Raw genomic sequence first — 18,237 nt, forward strand, 5'->3', positions numbered from 1 at the left:
CGACAAGCTCAGCACGAACGGGGAAGGGGAAGGTGCTTCGACTTCGCTCAGCACGAACGGTTTTGGCGGGGCGGGTTGACGTTAGCCCGGCGTGTTCTTCCCCAGATACCAGCTGATGTTCGCCGGCCCACGCGAGCGGGCCTTTTCGGGGTGCATCAGGTCGTAGACCACGGCGTTCTCCAGCACGCGCTGGACGTAGTTGCGCGTCTCGAAGATCGGGATCTTCTCGACCCACTGGATCATGTCGACGCCGGGCGTGCGCGGGTCGCCGTTGGCGCGCAGCCATTTGTTCACGTTGCCGGGACCGGCGTTGTAGGCGGCGACGGCGAGCGGATAGCTGCCGTAGAGCTTGTACATCTTCTCGAAGTAATGCGAGCCGAGCTGGATGTTGTAGCCGGTGTCGACCGTCAGGTTGGATGGATCATAGCCGAGGCCGAGCTTGCCCGCGACCTCGCGCGCAGTGCCGGGCATCAGCTGCATCAGCCCGCGCGCGCCGGCGTGGCTGACGGCGGCGCGGTCGAACTGGCTTTCCTGACGCGCTATGGCGTGGATAATCGTCCAGCTGTCGTTGGCGGACGCCGGCACGACGACGCTGGGATAGCCGGCGGCGGTATAGTCGCTGAGGCCGTTCTGCAGCGCGCTCTTGCCGACCAGCACGCCGAGATCGGGGCGGTTGATCGTGCGCGACAATTCGGTCGCCAGCGCGTGGTCGGTGTCAGTGGTGGCGTCCAATGCGATCTGGCGGACGAACAGCCCCTGTTCCTGCCGGCGGTCCATCTGCCCGAGCAGCCGCGCGGCGCGGACCACCTCGCGGTTGGCGAAGGCGGTGCGGGCGGCGGGATCGATCGACGCCATCGAAACGGGCGCGGGGCGCTTCAATGGCAGCCGCATGCGCTCGGCGGCGAGCTGTCCGTAATAGAGATCGCCGTAGCCGGCGGCGCGCAGATAGTAGCTTTGCGAGAGGTTCGCGTCGCCCGCGGCTTCGGCGGCGCGGCCCGCCCAGTACAGCCCCTTCGACTGGGTGGTCGGGGTGCGCGATCCGCGGGCATAGCGATCGAACATGCCCACCGCGTCGCGCGGGCGGCCGAGGTCGTTCATCGCGGTGGTGCCGGCCAGCCAGACGAGGCTGGTGTAGTCGTCGCGTTCGCCCAGAGGGCGCGTGGCGACGTCGGTGCCGGCGGGATAGGCGTCGTCCACCTGCCGGGCGATGTCGTAGGCGAGGGTGTACTGCCGGTCGGACGCCGCCGCGCGGGCGTTGGTCAGCAGCGCCTCGAACCACTTTTCCGCCGAGGCGGGCGGCACTGCGATCCGGTGGGGGCGGGCGAGCAGCGCGCGGGCGGAGCCGCTGTCGCCGCTGCCGCGCAGCCACATCGCACGGTCGGCGAGGAAGCCAGCGTCACCGGCAGCGAAAATCTCCGCCGCATATCCACGCGTCGCCGCGTCGGGCGCGTTGGTGCGATAGGCGAGCCGCGCGTCGAAGGCGGCACGGCGCGACGGGCTGGTATAGGCGAGCTGGCGCGCGGCGGCGGTGGTTGCGCCCTGCCAGAGCAGCATGTCCATCCGCGCGTCGTGATCGTCGACGCCGGCGGCGGTCGGGAAGGTGGCGAGCAGCCGCGCCTCGTCGGCGGGGCGCAGCACGCCCATCCGCCACGCGCGTCGCGCCTGGTCGTTGGCACGCGCCGGGTCGCCGGTCGCCAGCAGCGCCTCGGCATAGCGGATGCGGCCCGCCGCGGTGACGGGGGGGAAGCGCGCGAAGAAGCGGGTGGCGAGCGTGGGCGAGGCGCCGGCATCCGCCGCCGTCTCCGCCGCTGCGCGCCGGCTGGTCTCGCCCGGCCAGCCCGGATGCGCGAGCAGGAACGACGCGTAGGTCGAGAAGGAGAGATTGTCCGACTGCTGCAGGCGGCGCCATTCGTCGATGACGGTGACGAAGGGATCGCTCACCACTGCTGGCGTCGGCTGTACGGTCTGCGTGCTGTAGGGGGTCTGCGGCGTGTAGGGCGCGGGACGGGGCAGTTGCATGCCCGGCGGCAGGATCGACTGGCTGACCTGCGCGCCGATCGCAGTCACGCGCGCGGCGAGCGGCGGATGCGCCATCGCCGCGGCCATCGCCACCAGCGAGATGCCGGCGACGCCTGCGCCGCCCTCGATCAACCGTCGTACCGCCCGTCTTGCCACTGTCTGTCCTGCCATGCTGGACATGATACGCTCTCCCGACCTATCCGCCACTGCTCAAATCGCTCCTGCAAGGCCTTTCGTCGCATGTTCACCGGATCGATCCCGGCCCTCGTCACGCCGTTCGCCGACGGCGCCTTCGACGAGCCTTCCTATCGCGCGCTGGTTGAATGGCAGATTGCCGAAGGGTCGGCGGCGCTCGTGCCATGCGGGACGACGGGCGAAAGCGCGACGCTGACGTTCGAGGAGCATTTCCGCGTCGTGCGTACCTGCGTCGATCAGGCGCGGGGCCGTGTGCCGGTGATCGCTGGCGCGGGTTCGAACGATACGCGCGTGGCGATCGAGAACATCCGCGCCGCCAAGGACGCGGGCGCCGATGCCGCGCTGATGGTGCCGCCCTACTACAACCGGCCCAATCAGGACGGCATCTTCGCGCATTTCGCCGCGGTAGTCGCGGCGTGCGACCTGCCCGTGGTGCTTTACAACGTGCCGGGCCGCACCGTGACGGACATCAAGCCGGAGACGGTGGTGCGACTTGCGAACGCGTTCGAGAGCATCGTCGCGATCAAGGACGCGAGCGGCGACCTGCCGCGCGTGTCCGCGCACCGGGCGGGCGCGGGGGCGGGGTTCGTCCAGCTGTCGGGCAACGACGACATGGCGCTGGCGTTCAATGCGGCGGGCGGGACGGGCTGCATCTCGGTGACGGCCAACGTCGCACCGCGGCTGTGCGCGGAGTTCCAGGCGGCGACGGCGGCAGGCGACTATGCTGCGGCGCTGGCGATCAACGACCGACTGTATCCGCTGCACACCGCGATGTTCCTCGATGCCTCACCGGGGCCGGTGAAATATGCGCTGTCGCGGGTGCGAGAGGGCTTTCCGACCGAGCTGCGCCTGCCGATGACGCCGCCGTCCGATACGGCGAAGGCCGCGGTCGATGCGGCGCTGGCGCATGCGGGGTTGGTGTAGGGCCGGTTTGGGCTTTGCGCGGGTAGGCGCTTCCCAAGCCACGCATCGCTCCCTACATCCCGCCTCCCATGGCGCGCCCCAAACCCGTTCAGTTCGAGAAGACCAAGATCGTGGCGGAGAACCGTCGCGCAAGGTTCGAGTATTTCATCGAGACGGTGTTCGAGGCGGGAATCGCGCTGACGGGGACCGAAGTGAAGAGCCTGCGCGGCGGCGAGGGGTCGATCGCGGAGAGCTATGCCGAGGTGAAGGGGGAGCAGGTGTTCCTGGTCAACGCCAACATCCCCGAATTCAGCCACGGCAACCGGTTCAACCACGAACCCAAGCGGCCCCGTAAATTGCTGCTTCATGAGCGCGAGATACACAAGATGCACGGTGCGGTGGCGCGCGAGGGGATGACCCTCGTGCCGCTGAGCGTGTATTTCAACTCGAAGGGGCGGGCGAAGGTCGAACTCGCGCTCGCCAAGGGCAAGAAGGCGCATGACAAGCGCGACACCATCAAGGAACGCGACTGGAAGCGGGAGCAGGGCCGACTGCTGCGCGACCGCGGCTGAGCCGGTGAGGAGCGAGACGCCGACGGTGTGGAGCCGGCTGCGCGCGTGGGCGCATCGCAATTTCCCGACGCGCGAGAGCATGGAGCAGAGCCGCATCCTCCGGCCTGTCGCGCACCGCGTGCTGGCCCCGGCACTCTGGCGCTTTACCCGGCGCAGCGTGCCGCGCGGTGTGGCGCTGGGCATGGTCACCGGCATATTGATCCCGATGGGGCAGATCCCGGCGTCGGCCGTGCTGGCGCTTCCCCTGCGCGCCAACATCCCGGCGGCGGCGCTGACGACGTTCATCACCAACCCCTTCACCACGCCGTTCCTGTGGGCCGGCGCATATTGGGTCGGGCGCAAGATCCTGCGGTTCGACACGATCGTCGCCGGGTCGCCGATCCGCAACGCGGCCGAGAACATGGGCTGGATGCAGTGGCTATATGCCGAGGCCGGGCCAGCGCTGATCGTCGGCCTGCTGGTGCTGACCGCGATCGGCGCGGTGCTGGGCTATGCGCTGAGCGCGCTCGGCTGGCGGTTGTGGATCGCGCGCAAGTGGCGTTCGCGACACGTGAAGGGCAACTGATCGGCGGGCGATTGCCGCGCGGTTGCAGGCGTTTACCACAGATCCTTTCGAGCGCCGGGATTTCGCCCGCGCGGTCACCCCGTCGAAAGGATCATTCGCGCATGCGCGCTTCGCATCTCATCACGCTGCTCGCCGCCGGTACGGCCGGCATCGCGTTCGCCCAGAGCGCTCAGCCCGGCAAGCCAGAGCTCGGCACCTATGGCTTCGATACCAAGGGCATGGACACGTCGGCGACACCCGGCGACGATTTCTACGACTATGCCAACGGCGGCTGGGAAGCGGCGACGACGATTCCCGCCGATCGCGCCTCCTATGGCATGTTCCACGTCCTCCAGGATCGCTCGCAGGAGCAGACCCGCGCGATCCTGGACGCCGCGGCGAAGACGCCCGGCAGCAAGATCGGCGATTTCTATACGAGCTTCATGGATGAGGGCGCGGTGCAGGCGAAGGGCGTGACCCCGGTCAAGCCGATGCTGGCGGCGCTGGCGGGTGCCGCAGACAAGACCGCGCTGGCGCGCGAGGCGGGGCGGTTGCAGACGATGATGGTCGGCGGCGTGTTCGGCGCGGGCGTGACGCAGGACAGCAAGGCGCCCGACATCTACATCGTCTCAGTTGGTCAGTCCGGTCTGTCGCTGCCCGACCGCGACTATTATTTGAAGGACGATGCGAAGCTCGCCACCGTCCGCACCGCCTATATCGCGTATCTGACGCAGCTGATGACGCTGGCGGACGAGGCGAACCCGGGCGCGCGCGCGCAGGCGGTGTTCGAGTTCGAAAAGCAGCTCGCCACCGCGCACTGGACGCGGGTCGAAAGCCGCGATGCCGACAGGACCTACAATAAATGGACCTTCGCCGATTTCGAGGCGAAGGCGCCGGGTTATCCCTGGGCTGCCTGGTTCGAAGGGCAGGGGATGCCGCGCCGCGACGCCTATATCGTGCGCCAGCCGAGCGCGGTGACGGGCGAGGCGCAGGCGTTCGCCGCCGCGCCGATTGCGGTGCTGAAGGACTATTATGCGCTGCGCGTGCTGAAGGCCTATGCCCCCTATCTGTCGAAGCCGTTCGAACAGGCCGACTTCGCCTTCACCGGCACCGTGCTGTCGGGCACGCCGCAGCAGCAGCCGCGCTGGAAGCGCGGCGTCGCGCTGGTCGGCAGTGGCCTGGGCGACGATGTCGGGCGGCAGTATGTCGCGCGCTATTTCCCGCCGGCATCGAAGGCGGCGATCGACGCGCTGGTGACGAACGTCCGCGCGGCGATGGGTGAGCGGCTGAAGACGCTGGAGTGGATGGCGCCCGAAACCAAGCAGAAGGCGCTGGCGAAGCTCGCGGCCTTCACGCCCAAGATCGGCTATCCGACCAAGTGGAAGGATTATGGCACGCTGACGATCGCGCGCGGCGATCTGGTCGGCAACGTCGGGCGCGCAGCGCAGTATGAGTTCCGCCGCGGTGTCGCGAAGCTGGGCAAACCGATCGACCGGACCGAATGGTTCATGACGCCGATGACGATCAACGCCTATGCCAACCCGCCGATGAACGAGATCGTGTTCCCGGCCGCCATCCTGCAGGCACCGTTCTTCGATTCGAAGGCGGATGCTGCGATCAATTACGGCGGCATCGGCGCGGTGATCGGTCACGAGCTGAGCCATCACTTCGACGATCAGGGCCGCAAGTTCGATCCGAGCGGCAAGCTGGCCGAATGGTGGACGCCGCAGGACGTCGCGCGGTTCAAGGGCTTCACCGACCGACTGGTCGCGCAGTACAATGGTTACGAGCCGCTGCCCGGGCAGAAGGTGAACGGCGCGCTGACGCTGGGCGAGAACATCGCCGACCTGGCCGGGCTTACCGTGGCGTATGAGGCGTACAAGAAGTCGCTGAACGGCCGCCCCGCGCCGGTGATCGACGGGCTGACCGGCGACCAGCGCTTCTACCTCGGTTGGGCGCAGGTCTGGCGGACCAAGTATCGCGAGCCGGCGCTGCGCCAGCAGTTGCTGAGCGATCCGCATTCGCCGGGGCCGCAGCGCGTCGAGACGGTGCGCAACCTCGATCCGTTCTATTCCGCCTATAAGGTCGCACCGGGCGCGAAGATGTACCTCGCCCCCGCCGACCGCGTCCGTATCTGGTAAGGGAGACGTTTCATGCGCATCCGTAACATCACACTATTGTCCGCCGCCGCTATCGCCCTGACCGCGACCGGCATCGCCGCCCAGCAGGCCGGCCCGGCCGCCAAGCCCACCTATGGCGCCTTTGGTTTCGACGAGGCCGGGATGGACCGGACGGCGGCGCCGGGCGACGACTTCAACGAATTCGCCAATGGCACCTGGCTGGAGCGGACGCCGATTCCCGCCGACAAGGCGAGCTATGGCATGTTCAACGTGCTGTCGGACCAGTCCGACCTCCAGACCCGCGCCATCATCGAGGCGGAGCGGGCAAAGCCGGGGTCGAAGATCGGCAACGCCTATGCCGCATATCTCGACGCGGCGGCGATCGAGGCAAAGGGGCTGGCACCGGTCAAGCCGTGGCTCGACAAGATCAAGGCGGTGCGCGACCAGCCGTCCTATATCGCGCTGCTGGCGGAAGCCGATCGCAACGGCGTGTCGGTGCCGTTCGGATCGGGCGTCGGCCCGGATGCGAAGGACCCGAACAACTATACCGTCAGCATGAGCCAAGGCGGCCTGGGCATGCCCGACCGCGACTATTATTTGAGCGCCGACCCGAAGCTCGCAGCGGTGAAGGCGGCGTATCAGGCGCATATCGCGCGCGTGTTCGCACTGGCGGGCGAGCCGAACGGCGAGGCGCGGGCGAAGGCGCTGGTCGATTTCGAGACGCAGATCGCCAACGTTCACTGGACCCGCATCCAGAGCCGCGATGCCGACAAGGGCTATAACAAGATGGCGGTCGCCGATCTGGCGCGCGCCGCGCCCGGCTTCGACTTCGCGACCTATCTGCGCCTGTCGAAGCTGCCGACGCAGACCGTCATCGTGCGCCAGCCGAGCGCCATCACCGGCATGGCGCAACTGATCGGCGCGGCGCCCATCGGGGTGCTGAAGGATCAGCTGATGATCCGTTCGCTCGACGGCTATGCCGCGGTGCTGCCCAAGGCGTTCGACGACGAGCGTTTCGCCTTCTTCGGGACCACCATCTCGGGCACGCCGCAGCAGCAGGAGCGGTGGAAGCGCGCGGTCGGCTTCACGCAGGGTGCGCTGACCGACGATCTGTCGAAGCTGTACGTTGCGAGGCACTTCCCGCCCGCGACCAAGGCGGCGGCGGATGCGCTGGTGAAGAACGTCATCGTCGCGATGAAGGCGCGGGTCGCCAAGCTCGACTGGATGACGCCCGAAACGCGGACGAAGGCGGTGGCGAAGCTCGACGCCTTCACCCCGCGCATCGGCTATCCCGACCAGTGGCGCGACTATTCGTCGCTCGACATCCGCGCGGGCGACGCGTTCGGCAACGCGGTGCGCGCGGCGCAGTGGGCGAACGACTATAACCGGGCGAAGCTCGGCAAGCCGGTCTATCGCTGGGAATGGGGCATGACCCCGATGACGGTGAACGCGCAGGCCAACCCGACCCTGGTCGCGATCACCTTCCCCGCCGCGATCCTCCAGCCGCCGTTCTTCGATCCCAAGGCCGATCCAGCGGTCAACTATGGCGGCATCGGCGCGGTCATCGGGCATGAGATCAGCCATCACTTCGATGACCAGGGTTCGAAGTACGACATCACCGGCAAGCTGACCCAGTGGTGGACGCCCGCCGATGTCGCCGCGTTCAAGCAGCGCACCGATGCGCTGGTGGCGCAGTATGACGCGTACGAGCCGCTGCCCGGCTTCCATGTGAAGGGCGGGCTGACGCTGGGCGAGAATACCGCCGACCTTGCCGGGCTCGCCGCGGCATACGACGCCTATCGCCTGTCGCTGAACGGCCGACCGGCGCCGGTGATCGACGGCTTCACCGGCGACCAGCGCTTCTATCTCGGCTGGGCGCAGGTGTGGCGTCGCAACTACCGCGAGGCGGCGCTGCGCAACCAGCTGCTGACCGACCCGCACTCCCCGTCGCAGCAGCGCGTCTGGGTCGTCCGCAACATCGACGCCTGGTACGCGGCGTTCAAGCCGACGGCAGGGCAGAAGCTGTTCCTGACGCCGGCGGAGCGGGTGAAGATCTGGTGAGGTAGGTGCTCCGGTCGCGTTTAACACCCTCACCCTTCCGGCGCTTCGCGCCTCCCTCCCTCTCCCAATGGGAGAGGGAAGGGGCCCGCTCGGCGCAGCCGGGTGGGAAGGGTGAGGGTGCAATGGGCAAGGGGGCTGGCCCCGCGCCCGCATTCCGCTAGTCTCGCGCGTCTATCTGAAAAGCGGGACGGCGATGGCGATTTTGGCGGACGAGACGGGTGGCGGCTGGCTCGCGGGGGTGCGCCCCTATCTTGAGCGGGCACCGCTGACCGCGCTGTTCCTCGGCATATCGTCGGGCACGCCGTTCACGCTTCTGGCCGCGACGCTGACCAACCGGCTGGCCGAGGCGGGGATCGAGAAGAAGTCGGTGTCGGCCTTCGCGCTGGCGCTGCTCATCTACAGTTTCAAATGGCTGTGGGCGCCGCTGATCGACCGGCTGCGCATCCCGTTGCTGTCGAATGCCATCGGGCAGCGGCGGTCGTGGCTCTGGCTGGCGGCGACGCTGTCCGCCGCCGCGATCGTCGTGATGGGGGGTGCCGATCCGGCACGCAGCCTGCAATCGGTGGTGATCGGCGCGCTGCTGCTCGGCTTCGCGGGCGCGACGTTCGATATCGTCATCGACGCCTATCGCATCGAGACGCTGGAGCCCCGGCAGTTGGGCGTCGGCTCGGGTATGTCGCAATATGGCTGGCGACTGGGCGCCTTCTTCACCGCATCGACCGCGCTGGCTGTCGCCAATGTCTCGGGCTGGAGTTGGGGCTATTGGGCCTGCATCCCGTTCGCCTTCGCCGCGCCGATCGCGTCGATGTTCATGGGGGAGCCCGAGCGCCATCACGAGCCGGCGCCGATCCGCGGGCCGGCGGCGTTGCTCGACGCGTTCTGGCGGCCGCTCGCCGATTTCTTCCGTCGGGAAGGGGCGGCGATCGTCCTGCTGTTCGTGCTGGTGCACAAGATCGGCGATACGCTGGCCAACCTCATGATCCGGGACCTGCTCGTCGAACTCGGTTTCACGAAGCCCGAGATCCTGCAGGGCGACGTCTGGGTCGGTTTCCTCGCACTGATGGCGGGCATCTTCGTCGGCGGCGTCATCTATGCGCGCATGGGCCTGAAGCGGGCGGTGATGGTCGGGCTGGTGCTGATGGCGGTGTCGAACCTGAGCTTCGCCGGGCTCGCCGCGATCGGGCATTCGATGCCGATGCTGGCGTGGACGATCGGGTTCGAGAATTTCGCCAGCGGTGTCGGCGGCGTGTCGATCGTCGCCTATCTCTCCGCGCTGTGCAATCTGCGCTTCACCGCGACGCAGTTCGCCCTGCTGTCTGCCGCCGCGGCGATCGCCGGTCGCTTCCTGACCGGCACATCGGCCGGGACGATCATCGAAGCGGTCGGCTATGTCGACTTCTACCTTATCACCACCGCGCTCGCGCTGCCGGGGATCGCCATTTACTGGCTGATGCTGCGATCGGGGCTCGTCGATCGGACGATTGGTTCGGCCGGGATCGAGGGGGAGGGCGACGCACGGGCGGAGGCGACCGCGTGATTGTCCGTGCGCTACAAGCCTAGCTACCCCTCGATCGGCATGCCGAGGTCGGCGAAGGCGGCGGCGAGCGCGGTGGCGGTTGCCAGCGCGGGCGTGGCGTCGCGGACCGACAGCATGTCGGCGAGCAGCAGCCCGGCGGCGGGCGGGTTCGCTAGCGCGCGCGACAGCACGGCCACCATCGCGCCCTCCGACGCGGTCATGCGGCAGCAGCACCAGGGCGCGATCTGCATCGGCCGGCCCGCCGCACGCGACAGGTCGAGCATCAGCGTGCGCAGCAGGATCAGCGGGCGGCGGAAATTCTTGCCGAACGCGGTGACGAAGGCGTGCGCCACGGAGGCATCGTCGACGCCGTTCGCGCCCATCTGGCGAAAGCCGAACAGGAACAGCTGCACCGCCGCATCATCGGGCCGCGACAGGGGCAGGGTGTGGGTGAGGGATCGAGTATCGGTCATGCCAGCGGCCTCGTCGTCAAGTGTCGGGGCATCATGGCAGGACGCTATTGATAGTCAATCGCAATAATCATGGGTTTGGTCTTGGGTTGGAAACCGGTGGACGAGGGCTTGGAAGGTTCGCTCGGCATGTCGGCAAGATTCTCGGCGCGGTTGCCCCACCGCCATCGTTTCCGCGCAGGCGAGAAACGATCGACGCTACCCGTGCAGCTCTATTGCTGACGCTGCGTGTATCGCCCCCCGCCTTCGCGGGGTGACGGTAAGGAGGCGCTACTCTGGCAACTCGTCGTTCCGCGCGAGCACGTCGCCGGCGAGATACAGCGAGCCAATGATGGCGACCGCGCGTGTGTCTTCGGGCAGGACGGCGAGTGCGGTGGGTATATCCCCGGCGATGCGCGCGGGTATGCCGAGCGACTCGGCGATCGCAGCGAGAGCATCGGGCGCGTGGTGATCGTGGCCGGGGATCGGTACGGCGCTCAGGCCGTCCGCGAGTGCGGCGAAGGGGGCGAGGAAGCCGGCGGCGTCCTTGTTCGCGAGCATGCCGACGATCAGCTGCGCCCGGCCCGCGACCTGCGCCAGCGTGCCCGCGACGGCATCGGCGGCGGCGGGATTGTGGCCGCCGTCCAGCCATAGCGTGGCGCCGGGCGGGAGCTGTGCGGTGAGTGGGCCCGCGGACAGGCGCTGCATCCGCGCGGGCCAGCGTGTCGCGGTGGCGGCGGTCCGGATCGCGGCGTCGGTAACGGTCAGCCGGTCCTGATGCCGCAGCATCGCCGCTGCGAGCGCGAGGTTGCTGCCCTGATGTGCGCCGGCCAGTGCGGGCAGCGGCAGATCCAGTACGCCGCTCGCGTCTGCGTAGCGCACCGTCGCTGCGGTGGCGGCGGTCCAGTCGCGGCCCTCGATTGCCAGCACCGCGCCCGCCGCACGCGCGACATCCGCGACGGCTTCGGCAACCGGCGGGTCGTATGGGAGCGTGACGAGCGGGCGGCCCGGCTTGGCGATGCCGGCCTTTTCCCGCGCGATCGCGACGGCGGTGTCGCCCAGGAACCCCTGATGGTCGATTCCAAGCTGCGCGATGCCGCACACCGCCGGATCGACAATCACGTTGGTCGCGTCGAGCCGCCCGCCCAAGCCCACCTCGATCACGCAGGCGTCGGCCGGCGTCTCGGCGAAAGCGACGAATGCGGCGGCTGTGGTGATCTCGAAGAAGCTGGCGTCCAGTCCGTCCGCGACGTCGAGGACGCGCGACAGCAGCGTGGCAAGCGCGTCGTCGGCGATCAGCGTGCCGGCGACGCGGATGCGTTCGTTGAAGCGGACGAGGTGGGGGGAGGTGTAGGCGTGGACGCGGTACCCTTCCGCCTCCAGCGCCGTGCGGAGGAAGGCGCAGGTCGATCCCTTGCCGTTGGTGCCCGCGACATGGAACACCGGGGGGAGGCGCAGGTGGGGGTCGCCGAGCCGCCCGAGCAGCGCGGCGATCCGCGACAGGCCGAGGACGTCGGCGCCGGGCGACAGCAGGGTGAGGCGGTCGAGCTGGGCCTGGACGGCGGGGGAGGTGGAGGTGGCGAAATCTGGCATTTGATCTGGGCGCGCGGGACGAGGGGTTCTGTCTCGGTGAGACACTGCCCCTCTCCCAACCCTCTCCCCGAGGGGGAGAGGGCTTGTTATGCCGCCACCTTCTCCGGTGTCAGATACCCGACCAGCCGCCCCAGCGTCGCCTTCAGGTCGCGGCGGTGGGTGACCATGTCGATCAGGCCGTGGTCGCGGTAATATTCGCTCGTCTGGAAATCGTCCGGCAGCTTCTCGCGGATCGTGCTCTCGATCACGCGGCGGCCGGTGAAGGCGAGCGTCGCGTTGGGCTCGGCGATCTGCACGTCGCCCAGCATGGCGTAGGCGGCCATGACGCCGCCCGATGTCGGATCGGTCAGCACGACCAGATAGGGCAGGCCGGCGTCGTGCAGCATCTCGATCGCAACGGTGCTGCGCGGCATCTGCATCAGGCTCAATATGCCCTCCTGCATGCGCGCGCCGCCCGATGCGGTAAAGACGATATAGGGCGCGCGCTCGCGGATCGCGGCTTCGCAGCCGGCGACGAACGCTTCGCCCACCGCCTGCCCCATCGAGCCGCCCATGAAGGCGAAGTCCTGCACGCCGATGACCGCCCGGCGACCCTCGATCGTGCCGACCGCGTTCAGAAACGCATCCTGTTCGCCGGTGTCGGCGCGCGCGGTCTTAAGCCGATCGGCATAGCGCTTCGAATCGCGGAACTTGAGCGGGTCCTCGGCGACCCGCGGGCTGGGCAGCACGGTGTAGCTGCCCTCGTCGAAATGATAGTCGAAGCGCAGCCGTGCGCCGATGCGGTCGTGATGGTCGCACTTCGGGCAGACGTGCTGGTTGTCCTCCAGCTCCTTGACGAACACCATCTGCCCGCACCCCTTGCACTTGTGCCAGAGATTTTCGGACGTCTCGCGCTTGGCGACGAAGGGGATCGCGTTACGGACGCGGTCGAGCCAACTCATGCTGCCTGCTTCCTTGCGTGCCGGCATGCATCCGCCAGCGATTGGACATAGGCGCGCACCGGCTCCGCGGCGAGCGTGCCGTGCTGCGCCACGAGATCGACGATCGCCGAGCCGACGACGACGCCGTCGGCGACCTGCGCTACCGCCGCGGCCTGTTCGGGCGTGCGGATGCCGAAGCCGACCGCGACCGGAACGTCGGTCGCCGCCTTCAGCCGGGCGACCGCGTCGGCGATCGACGACTGCGCCGCCTGCTGCAAGCCGGTGATGCCGGCGACGGAGACGTAGTAGAGGAACCCGCTGGCGCCATCGATCACGGCGGGCAGGCGCGCCGTGTCGGTGGTGGGGGTGGCGAGCCGGATCGGTGCGATGCCCTTCGCCCGAAGCGCCGGGCCGAGCGCGTCGTCTTCCTCGGGCGGGATATCGACGCAGATCACGCCGTCGACGCCGGCATCGGCGCAGGCCTCAGCGAACCATTCCGGCCCGCGGCGGATCATCGGATTGGCATAGCCCATCAGCACCAGCGGCACGTGCGGATGCCGCGCGCGAAAGTCCTTGGCGATGGCGAGGATGTCGGCGGTGGTGGTGCCGATGCCGAGACTGCGCAGGTTGGCGGCCTGAATGGCGGGGCCGTCCGCCATCGGATCGGTGAACGGCATGCCCAGCTCGATCACGTCCGCCCCGCCAGCGACCAGCGCGTCGAGGATGGCTGGCGTGGCGGCGGGCGTCGGATCACCCGCGGTCACGAAGGTGACGAGTGCGGGGTAATCCTGGGCGAAGGCAGCGGCGAGGCGGGTCATCGCCGGCCTCCCGTGCCACCGACCAGTTGCGAGATCGCGCCGACGATCGCGCCGATGATGATGAGGCGGCCGATGGCGGCATCGCGCACAGACCAGCGCTGGATATCAAGGCCGTGTTCGAACAGCTGGTGGACCAGCAGCGCGACGACCACGCCGACGCCGATGCCGGTCAGTATCTGGCGCACCGCGTTCACATCGATACTCCCAGCGCCTCGGCCACCGTGAAGATGTCCTTGTCGCCGCGGCCGCACAGGTTCGCGAGGATCACGCTATCGCGCGGCATCTCGCGCGCGCGTTTGGCGACGGCGGCGATGGCGTGGGCGGGTTCGAGGGCGGGAATGATGCCTTCCGTCCGGCATAGCAGCTGGAAGGCGTCGAGCGCCTCGGTATCGGTCACCGACGTGTATTCGACGCGGCCGATGTCCTTCAGCCACGCATGTTCCGGACCGATGCCGGGATAGTCGAGGCCCGCCGAGATCGAATGCGCTTCTGCGATCTGGCCGTCGTCGTCCTGCAGCAGATAGGTCTTGTTGCCATGGAGAACGCCGGGGAAGCCGCCGGCGAGGCTCGCGGCATGGCGCGCCTCCAGCCCTTCGCCCGCCGCCTCGACGCCCAGCATCTTCACGTCGGCGTCGTCAAGGAACGGGTGGAACAGGCCGATCGCGTTGCTGCCCCCGCCGATCGCGGCGACGAGCAGGTCGGGCAGGCGGCCGGTGCGCGACAGCATCTGTTCGCGTGCCTCTCGCCCGATCACGCTCTGGAAGTCGCGGACGAGTTCAGGATAGGGGTGTGGCCCCGCTGCGGTGCCGATGATGTAGAAGGTGTCGTGAACGTTGGCGACCCAGTCGCGCAGCGCCTCGTTCATCGCATCCTTCAGCGTGCGCGCGCCCGACGTCACCGGACGGACCTCGGCACCGAGCAGCTTCATGCGGAAGACGTTGGGCGCCTGACGCTCGACGTCCTTTGCGCCCATGAAGATGGTGCAGGGCAGGCCGAAGCGCGCCGCGACGGTGGCGGTGGCGACGCCGTGCTGGCCGGCGCCCGTTTCCGCGATGATGCGCGTCTTGCCCATGCGAATGGCGAGCAGGATCTGGCCGACGCAATTGTTGATCTTGTGCGCGCCGGTGTGATTCAGCTCGTCGCGCTTGAACCAGACTTCGGCACCCTTGCCCTCGGGCGCGCTCTCGCGCAGCGCGTCGGTCAGGCGCTCGGCGTAATAGAGCGGGCTGGGGCGCCCGACATAATGTTCGAGCAGGTCGTCGAACTGGGCCTGGAACGCGGGATCGGCCTTCGCCGCGCGATATTCGCGGTCGAGATCGAGGATCAGCGGCATCAGCGTCTCGGCGACGTAGCGGCCGCCGTAGTCGCCGAAATGGCCCCGCTCGTCAGGCTGGGCGCGGAAGGAATTGGGTGCGTTCATGATCGAGCGACCGATTGGAGGAAGCGCGCGACCTTGTCCACATCCTTGAGGCCGGGCGCGCGCTCGACGCCGGAGGATACGTCGACCAATGTCGCGCGAGTGATGCGGATCGCCTCCGCGACATTATCGGCATTCAGCCCGCCCGACAGCGCCCAGGGTAGCGGGTGATCGAAGCCTGCGAGCAACGTCCAGTCGAAGCGCACGCCCATCCCGCCGGGCAGGGCCGACCCCTCCGGCGTCTTGGCGTCGTAGAGAATGCGGTCGGCCCCGCCGAGGAACCCGCGTGCCTCGGCCAGGTCGGCGCGGGCGCGGACGGCGACGGCGGCCCAGGTCTCGACGCCGGGGCGGCGCAGGCGCGCGGCCTTGGCAGGTGCGGTGCGGTGGAGCTGGATCGCGGTGAGGCCGGCGGCGGCGATCGCGCGGTCGATCAGTTCTTCATCGGGGTCGACGAACACGCCGACGCGGCCGACGTGTGGCGGGACGGCGGCGGCGAGCATCGCGGCGCGGTCCATCGATACGTCGCGTGGGCTGGCGGGGAAGAATACGAAGCCCACGTGGCTCGCGCCGCCCTTCAGCGCCGCGGCGAGGGTTTCGGGCGTGGACAGGCCGCAGATCTTGGCAGTGACGGGCATAGGGCGCGACATGGCGTGCGTGTCACTGCTCGGCAAGCGTCAGAGCGGCTTTTCGAGCACCGTCATGAAGAGTGGCGGATCGACCGCGATGGGGAAGTCGCGCCTTTCACCGGTCGTAAGGTAACCGCGGCGAATGTACCAGGCGATCAGTTCCGTGCGCTGCTCGATCACCGTCATCTCCATTCGCGTCGCGCCGAAGACGTCGCGCGCGGTCGCCTCAGCGGCGGCGATTAGCGTGCGGCCACGGCCACCGGCCTGCTGTGCGGGCTCGATGCAGAGCAGGCCGAGATAGGCGAGGGCGTTGCCCAGGTCGGCGACGACGACGGAGCCGATGACCACGCCCGCCTCCCGCGCAACCAGCAGGCGTTGCTTCGGGTCGGCGACGATCGCGGCCAGTGTAGCGGTGTCGGTGCGCTTTCCGCTCAGCAGGTCGGCTTCGTGCGACCAACCGAGCCGTGCTGCGTCGCCGCGATAGGCCCGCTCGATGACGGGGTGGAGCGCGGGCAGGTCGGTGGAGTCGGCGGGCCGGATGTCGATTGGGGGCACGTGGCTACAGCCCCTCGCCGCCGACCCAATAGGCGTTCGACAGGCGCCGGGCGAGCGTCCACGTCTGCACGCGGATATCGGGCACCGCGACAATTTCCCAGAACGCGCCGCGCGTCATCGGGCCGAGCGCGTAAAGCCAGTCGGAGGTGCGGCCTTCAGCGTCGATCGTTGCCGCGTCGGCATCGACGTCGATGCCGAGATGCGCGGCATCGGGGCGGATCGCGCCACGATCGTAGAGGGTGCGCAGCAAGGGTTCGCGCGTGCGGGTCAGGTCGCCCTGCGGTCCGATCGCGTTGACGATGCGGCTGCCCGTCATCGTTTCGACGCTGTCCTGCCCGCGCGGGCGCCAGCGCAGCGCGATGCCGCCTTCGGTCGGTTCGAAGCCGATCGACTTGCCCGCAACGACGCTCAGCCGGCCGTCGTCGAGCATCGCGGTCAGCCGTGCATGCACCTGTGGCGCGAGGCGGTGGCGATGCACGTCCCACCACGGGCGCAGGTGGCGCAGGAAGCGCGCGCGCTCTTCCTCGCCTGCGTTCGCCCACATGTCCTGCGTGAATGGTCGCAGTTCATCGACCGCGTTGCGCCAGCCGAGCGCGTCGCCGCGATCCCGCACCGCTCTCACCAATCCAGCGGGCGTCAGTTTCGGTCGCTCGTCGATCCGCTTCCACGGGTCGCCATGGCCGGCATGGGGGCGCGGCAGCAGACCGCGTCGCGACAGCGCGACAATGCGCCCGCGGAATCCGCGTGCGTCGAGCATCAGCGCGACATCGACCATCGTCAGCCCGGTGCCGATGATAAGCACGGTGTCGTCGTCGGACAGGCCATCGGCGACGCCGGGCATCCACGGGTCGCCGAAGTAGCGGTCGGCGGGCAGGCTGTCCGGCACTAACCCGGGCGGGGTGTGGGGGGGCAGGTTGCCGACCGCCAGCACCGCGGCGTCGGCAGCGATGGTGCGCCCGTCCGCCATGGTCGCGACCGCTCCCGGCCCGCCGGTCAGGTCGGTGACGTCGCCCGTCACGATCTCCAGCCGGTGCGGCGCGGCGGCGCGGGCCGCCTGTACCTGTTCGCGCAGATATTCGCCGTAGGTCAGGCGGGGGATGAAGGCACCGGCGGCGTCGCCATGCCCGCGCGACTTAAGCCAGCGGACGAAATGGCCGGGATCGTCGGGCAGCGCGCTCATGTTGGCGGCGCGGACGTTCAGCAGATGGTCGGGGTGGGCGGCGCCATAGGCCAGCCCCTTGCCGGCAACCGGCCCGCGCTCGATCAGGGTCGCCCGGGGGCCGTCGTGGCGCAACAGGTTGATGGCCTGGAGCGAGCCCGAAAAGCCCGCGCCGACGATGACGACATGTTCGATCACCTGGACGTAAGCCCGATCAGATCTCGTATTCCGGCCGCCACTGCGCGTCTTCATAGGCGGGGCGGGTGCCGCCGGGCTGGCGCGCGACCATTTCCGAATAGAGCTGCTTTACCGCGCGGCTGGCGGTGCGCGTGCACAGCGACGGGACGATACCGTGGACCAGTGCGGCAATGCCGCCGCCGATCATCGTCAGGCCGAACCGGCTCGCGACGCCGAAATGCTCGACATAGCTTTCGTTCACGCTGGCGGGGTGATCGAGGAACCAGCGGCGGAGGGGGCTTTTCGACATCGCCCGAGCATAGCGCGTGGGCGCCGAATCTCAACCGTACCGCCGTTCGCGCTCCAGCGAATCGAGGATGCGCGCACCTGCCATGAACACCGCGACGGTGCAGGCGGCGAACATCATCCAGCCGGCATAGCCCGGATATTGAACAAGATAATCCTGCCCACGCCCCACCGCGCCCACGCCCAAAGCGTAGATGATGAGGAAGGCCTCGAACTTCGTCTTGATGACGAACAGGTTCCTGATTTTACGCCACATGCCAAGATGTTAAGCAAGCAGCAGGCCAGTC

The 18,237-nt window shown here is 68.6% G+C and carries 18 protein-coding genes; 6 read left to right on the forward strand and 12 right to left on the reverse strand.

All coding sequences use genetic code 11. The features are described from left to right. Positions 1-81: 81 nt before the first annotated feature. Complete coding sequence (locus tag ACX40P_RS11935; RefSeq protein WP_459126553.1) at positions 82-2,199, reverse strand: lytic transglycosylase domain-containing protein; 2,118 nt, start codon at positions 2,197-2,199, stop codon at positions 82-84. A gap of 60 nt (positions 2,200-2,259) precedes the next feature. Here ACX40P_RS11935 and dapA point away from each other — a divergent pair, with 60 nt between their 5' ends. The 6 genes from dapA (at position 2,260) to ACX40P_RS11965 (ending at position 9,951) form a co-directional block, all read left to right on the forward strand. After that, complete coding sequence (gene dapA / locus ACX40P_RS11940) at positions 2,260-3,138, forward strand: 4-hydroxy-tetrahydrodipicolinate synthase (RefSeq protein WP_459126554.1); 879 nt, start codon at positions 2,260-2,262, stop codon at positions 3,136-3,138. A gap of 68 nt (positions 3,139-3,206) precedes the next feature. Next, complete coding sequence (gene smpB / locus ACX40P_RS11945; RefSeq protein ID WP_459126555.1) at positions 3,207-3,689, forward strand: SsrA-binding protein SmpB; 483 nt, start codon at positions 3,207-3,209, stop codon at positions 3,687-3,689. Between the two features lie 4 nt (positions 3,690-3,693). Then, positions 3,694-4,254, forward strand: coding sequence for a DUF2062 domain-containing protein (locus ACX40P_RS11950; protein WP_459126556.1), 561 nt, complete (start codon positions 3,694-3,696; stop codon positions 4,252-4,254). Between the two features lie 101 nt (positions 4,255-4,355). Beyond that, on the forward strand, positions 4,356-6,374 hold the full coding sequence (locus ACX40P_RS11955) for a M13 family metallopeptidase (RefSeq protein WP_459126557.1): 2,019 nt from the start codon (positions 4,356-4,358) through the stop codon (positions 6,372-6,374). Positions 6,375-6,386: 12 nt separating this feature from the next. Further along, the gene (locus ACX40P_RS11960; RefSeq protein ID WP_459126558.1) at positions 6,387-8,414 is read left to right on the forward strand and encodes a M13 family metallopeptidase; all 2,028 of its coding nucleotides are present in this window, start codon (positions 6,387-6,389) and stop codon (positions 8,412-8,414) included. Between the two features lie 193 nt (positions 8,415-8,607). Beyond that, entirely contained in the window at positions 8,608-9,951 is a 1,344-nt protein-coding gene (locus tag ACX40P_RS11965; protein ID WP_459126559.1) for an AmpG family muropeptide MFS transporter, read from the forward strand. Between the two features lie 23 nt (positions 9,952-9,974). On the opposite strand, the gene ACX40P_RS11970 is transcribed toward ACX40P_RS11965, so the two are convergent. From ACX40P_RS11970 to ACX40P_RS12020, 11 genes are all read right to left on the reverse strand, one after another. Next, on the reverse strand, positions 9,975-10,403 hold the full coding sequence (locus ACX40P_RS11970) for a DUF6628 family protein (protein ID WP_459126560.1): 429 nt from the start codon (positions 10,401-10,403) through the stop codon (positions 9,975-9,977). A 267-nt stretch (positions 10,404-10,670) separates the two neighbouring features. Next, complete coding sequence (locus ACX40P_RS11975) at positions 10,671-11,972, reverse strand: bifunctional folylpolyglutamate synthase/dihydrofolate synthase (RefSeq protein ID WP_459126561.1); 1,302 nt, start codon at positions 11,970-11,972, stop codon at positions 10,671-10,673. An 86-nt stretch (positions 11,973-12,058) separates the two neighbouring features. Continuing rightward, positions 12,059-12,913: an acetyl-CoA carboxylase, carboxyltransferase subunit beta gene (gene accD / locus ACX40P_RS11980; protein ID WP_459126562.1), complete on the reverse strand. Its 855-nt coding sequence runs from the start codon at positions 12,911-12,913 to the stop codon at positions 12,059-12,061. Then, a complete protein-coding gene (gene trpA / locus ACX40P_RS11985) occupies positions 12,910-13,710 on the reverse strand; it encodes a tryptophan synthase subunit alpha (RefSeq protein ID WP_459126563.1) in 801 nt (266 codons plus the stop codon). Before trpA ends, accD begins: the two co-directional genes overlap by 4 nt. Next, a complete protein-coding gene (locus tag ACX40P_RS11990; protein ID WP_459126564.1) occupies positions 13,707-13,904 on the reverse strand; it encodes a hypothetical protein in 198 nt (65 codons plus the stop codon). Before ACX40P_RS11990 ends, trpA begins: the two co-directional genes overlap by 4 nt. Then, positions 13,901-15,130 (reverse strand): tryptophan synthase subunit beta, encoded by a 1,230-nt coding sequence (trpB, locus tag ACX40P_RS11995; protein WP_459126565.1) that lies wholly within the window; start codon positions 15,128-15,130, stop codon positions 13,901-13,903. Before trpB ends, ACX40P_RS11990 begins: the two co-directional genes overlap by 4 nt. Then, entirely contained in the window at positions 15,127-15,762 is a 636-nt protein-coding gene (locus ACX40P_RS12000) for a phosphoribosylanthranilate isomerase (protein ID WP_459126663.1), read from the reverse strand. Before ACX40P_RS12000 ends, trpB begins: the two co-directional genes overlap by 4 nt. Positions 15,763-15,801: 39 nt before the next feature. Beyond that, positions 15,802-16,299: a GNAT family N-acetyltransferase gene (locus tag ACX40P_RS12005; RefSeq protein ID WP_459126664.1), complete on the reverse strand. Its 498-nt coding sequence runs from the start codon at positions 16,297-16,299 to the stop codon at positions 15,802-15,804. Positions 16,300-16,312: 13 nt separating this feature from the next. Next, positions 16,313-17,665 carry an FAD/NAD(P)-binding protein gene (locus tag ACX40P_RS12010; protein ID WP_459126566.1) on the reverse strand — a complete coding sequence of 451 codons (1,353 nt, stop codon included), beginning with the start codon at positions 17,663-17,665 and terminating at the stop codon, positions 16,313-16,315. Between the two features lie 16 nt (positions 17,666-17,681). Next, positions 17,682-17,954 (reverse strand): DUF6356 family protein, encoded by a 273-nt coding sequence (locus ACX40P_RS12015; protein WP_459126567.1) that lies wholly within the window; start codon positions 17,952-17,954, stop codon positions 17,682-17,684. A gap of 30 nt (positions 17,955-17,984) precedes the next feature. Further along, complete coding sequence (locus ACX40P_RS12020) at positions 17,985-18,206, reverse strand: hypothetical protein (protein ID WP_459126568.1); 222 nt, start codon at positions 18,204-18,206, stop codon at positions 17,985-17,987. Between the last annotated feature and the right edge of the window lie 31 nt (positions 18,207-18,237).

Source organism: Sphingomonas sp. RS2018 (genome assembly GCF_054489605.1).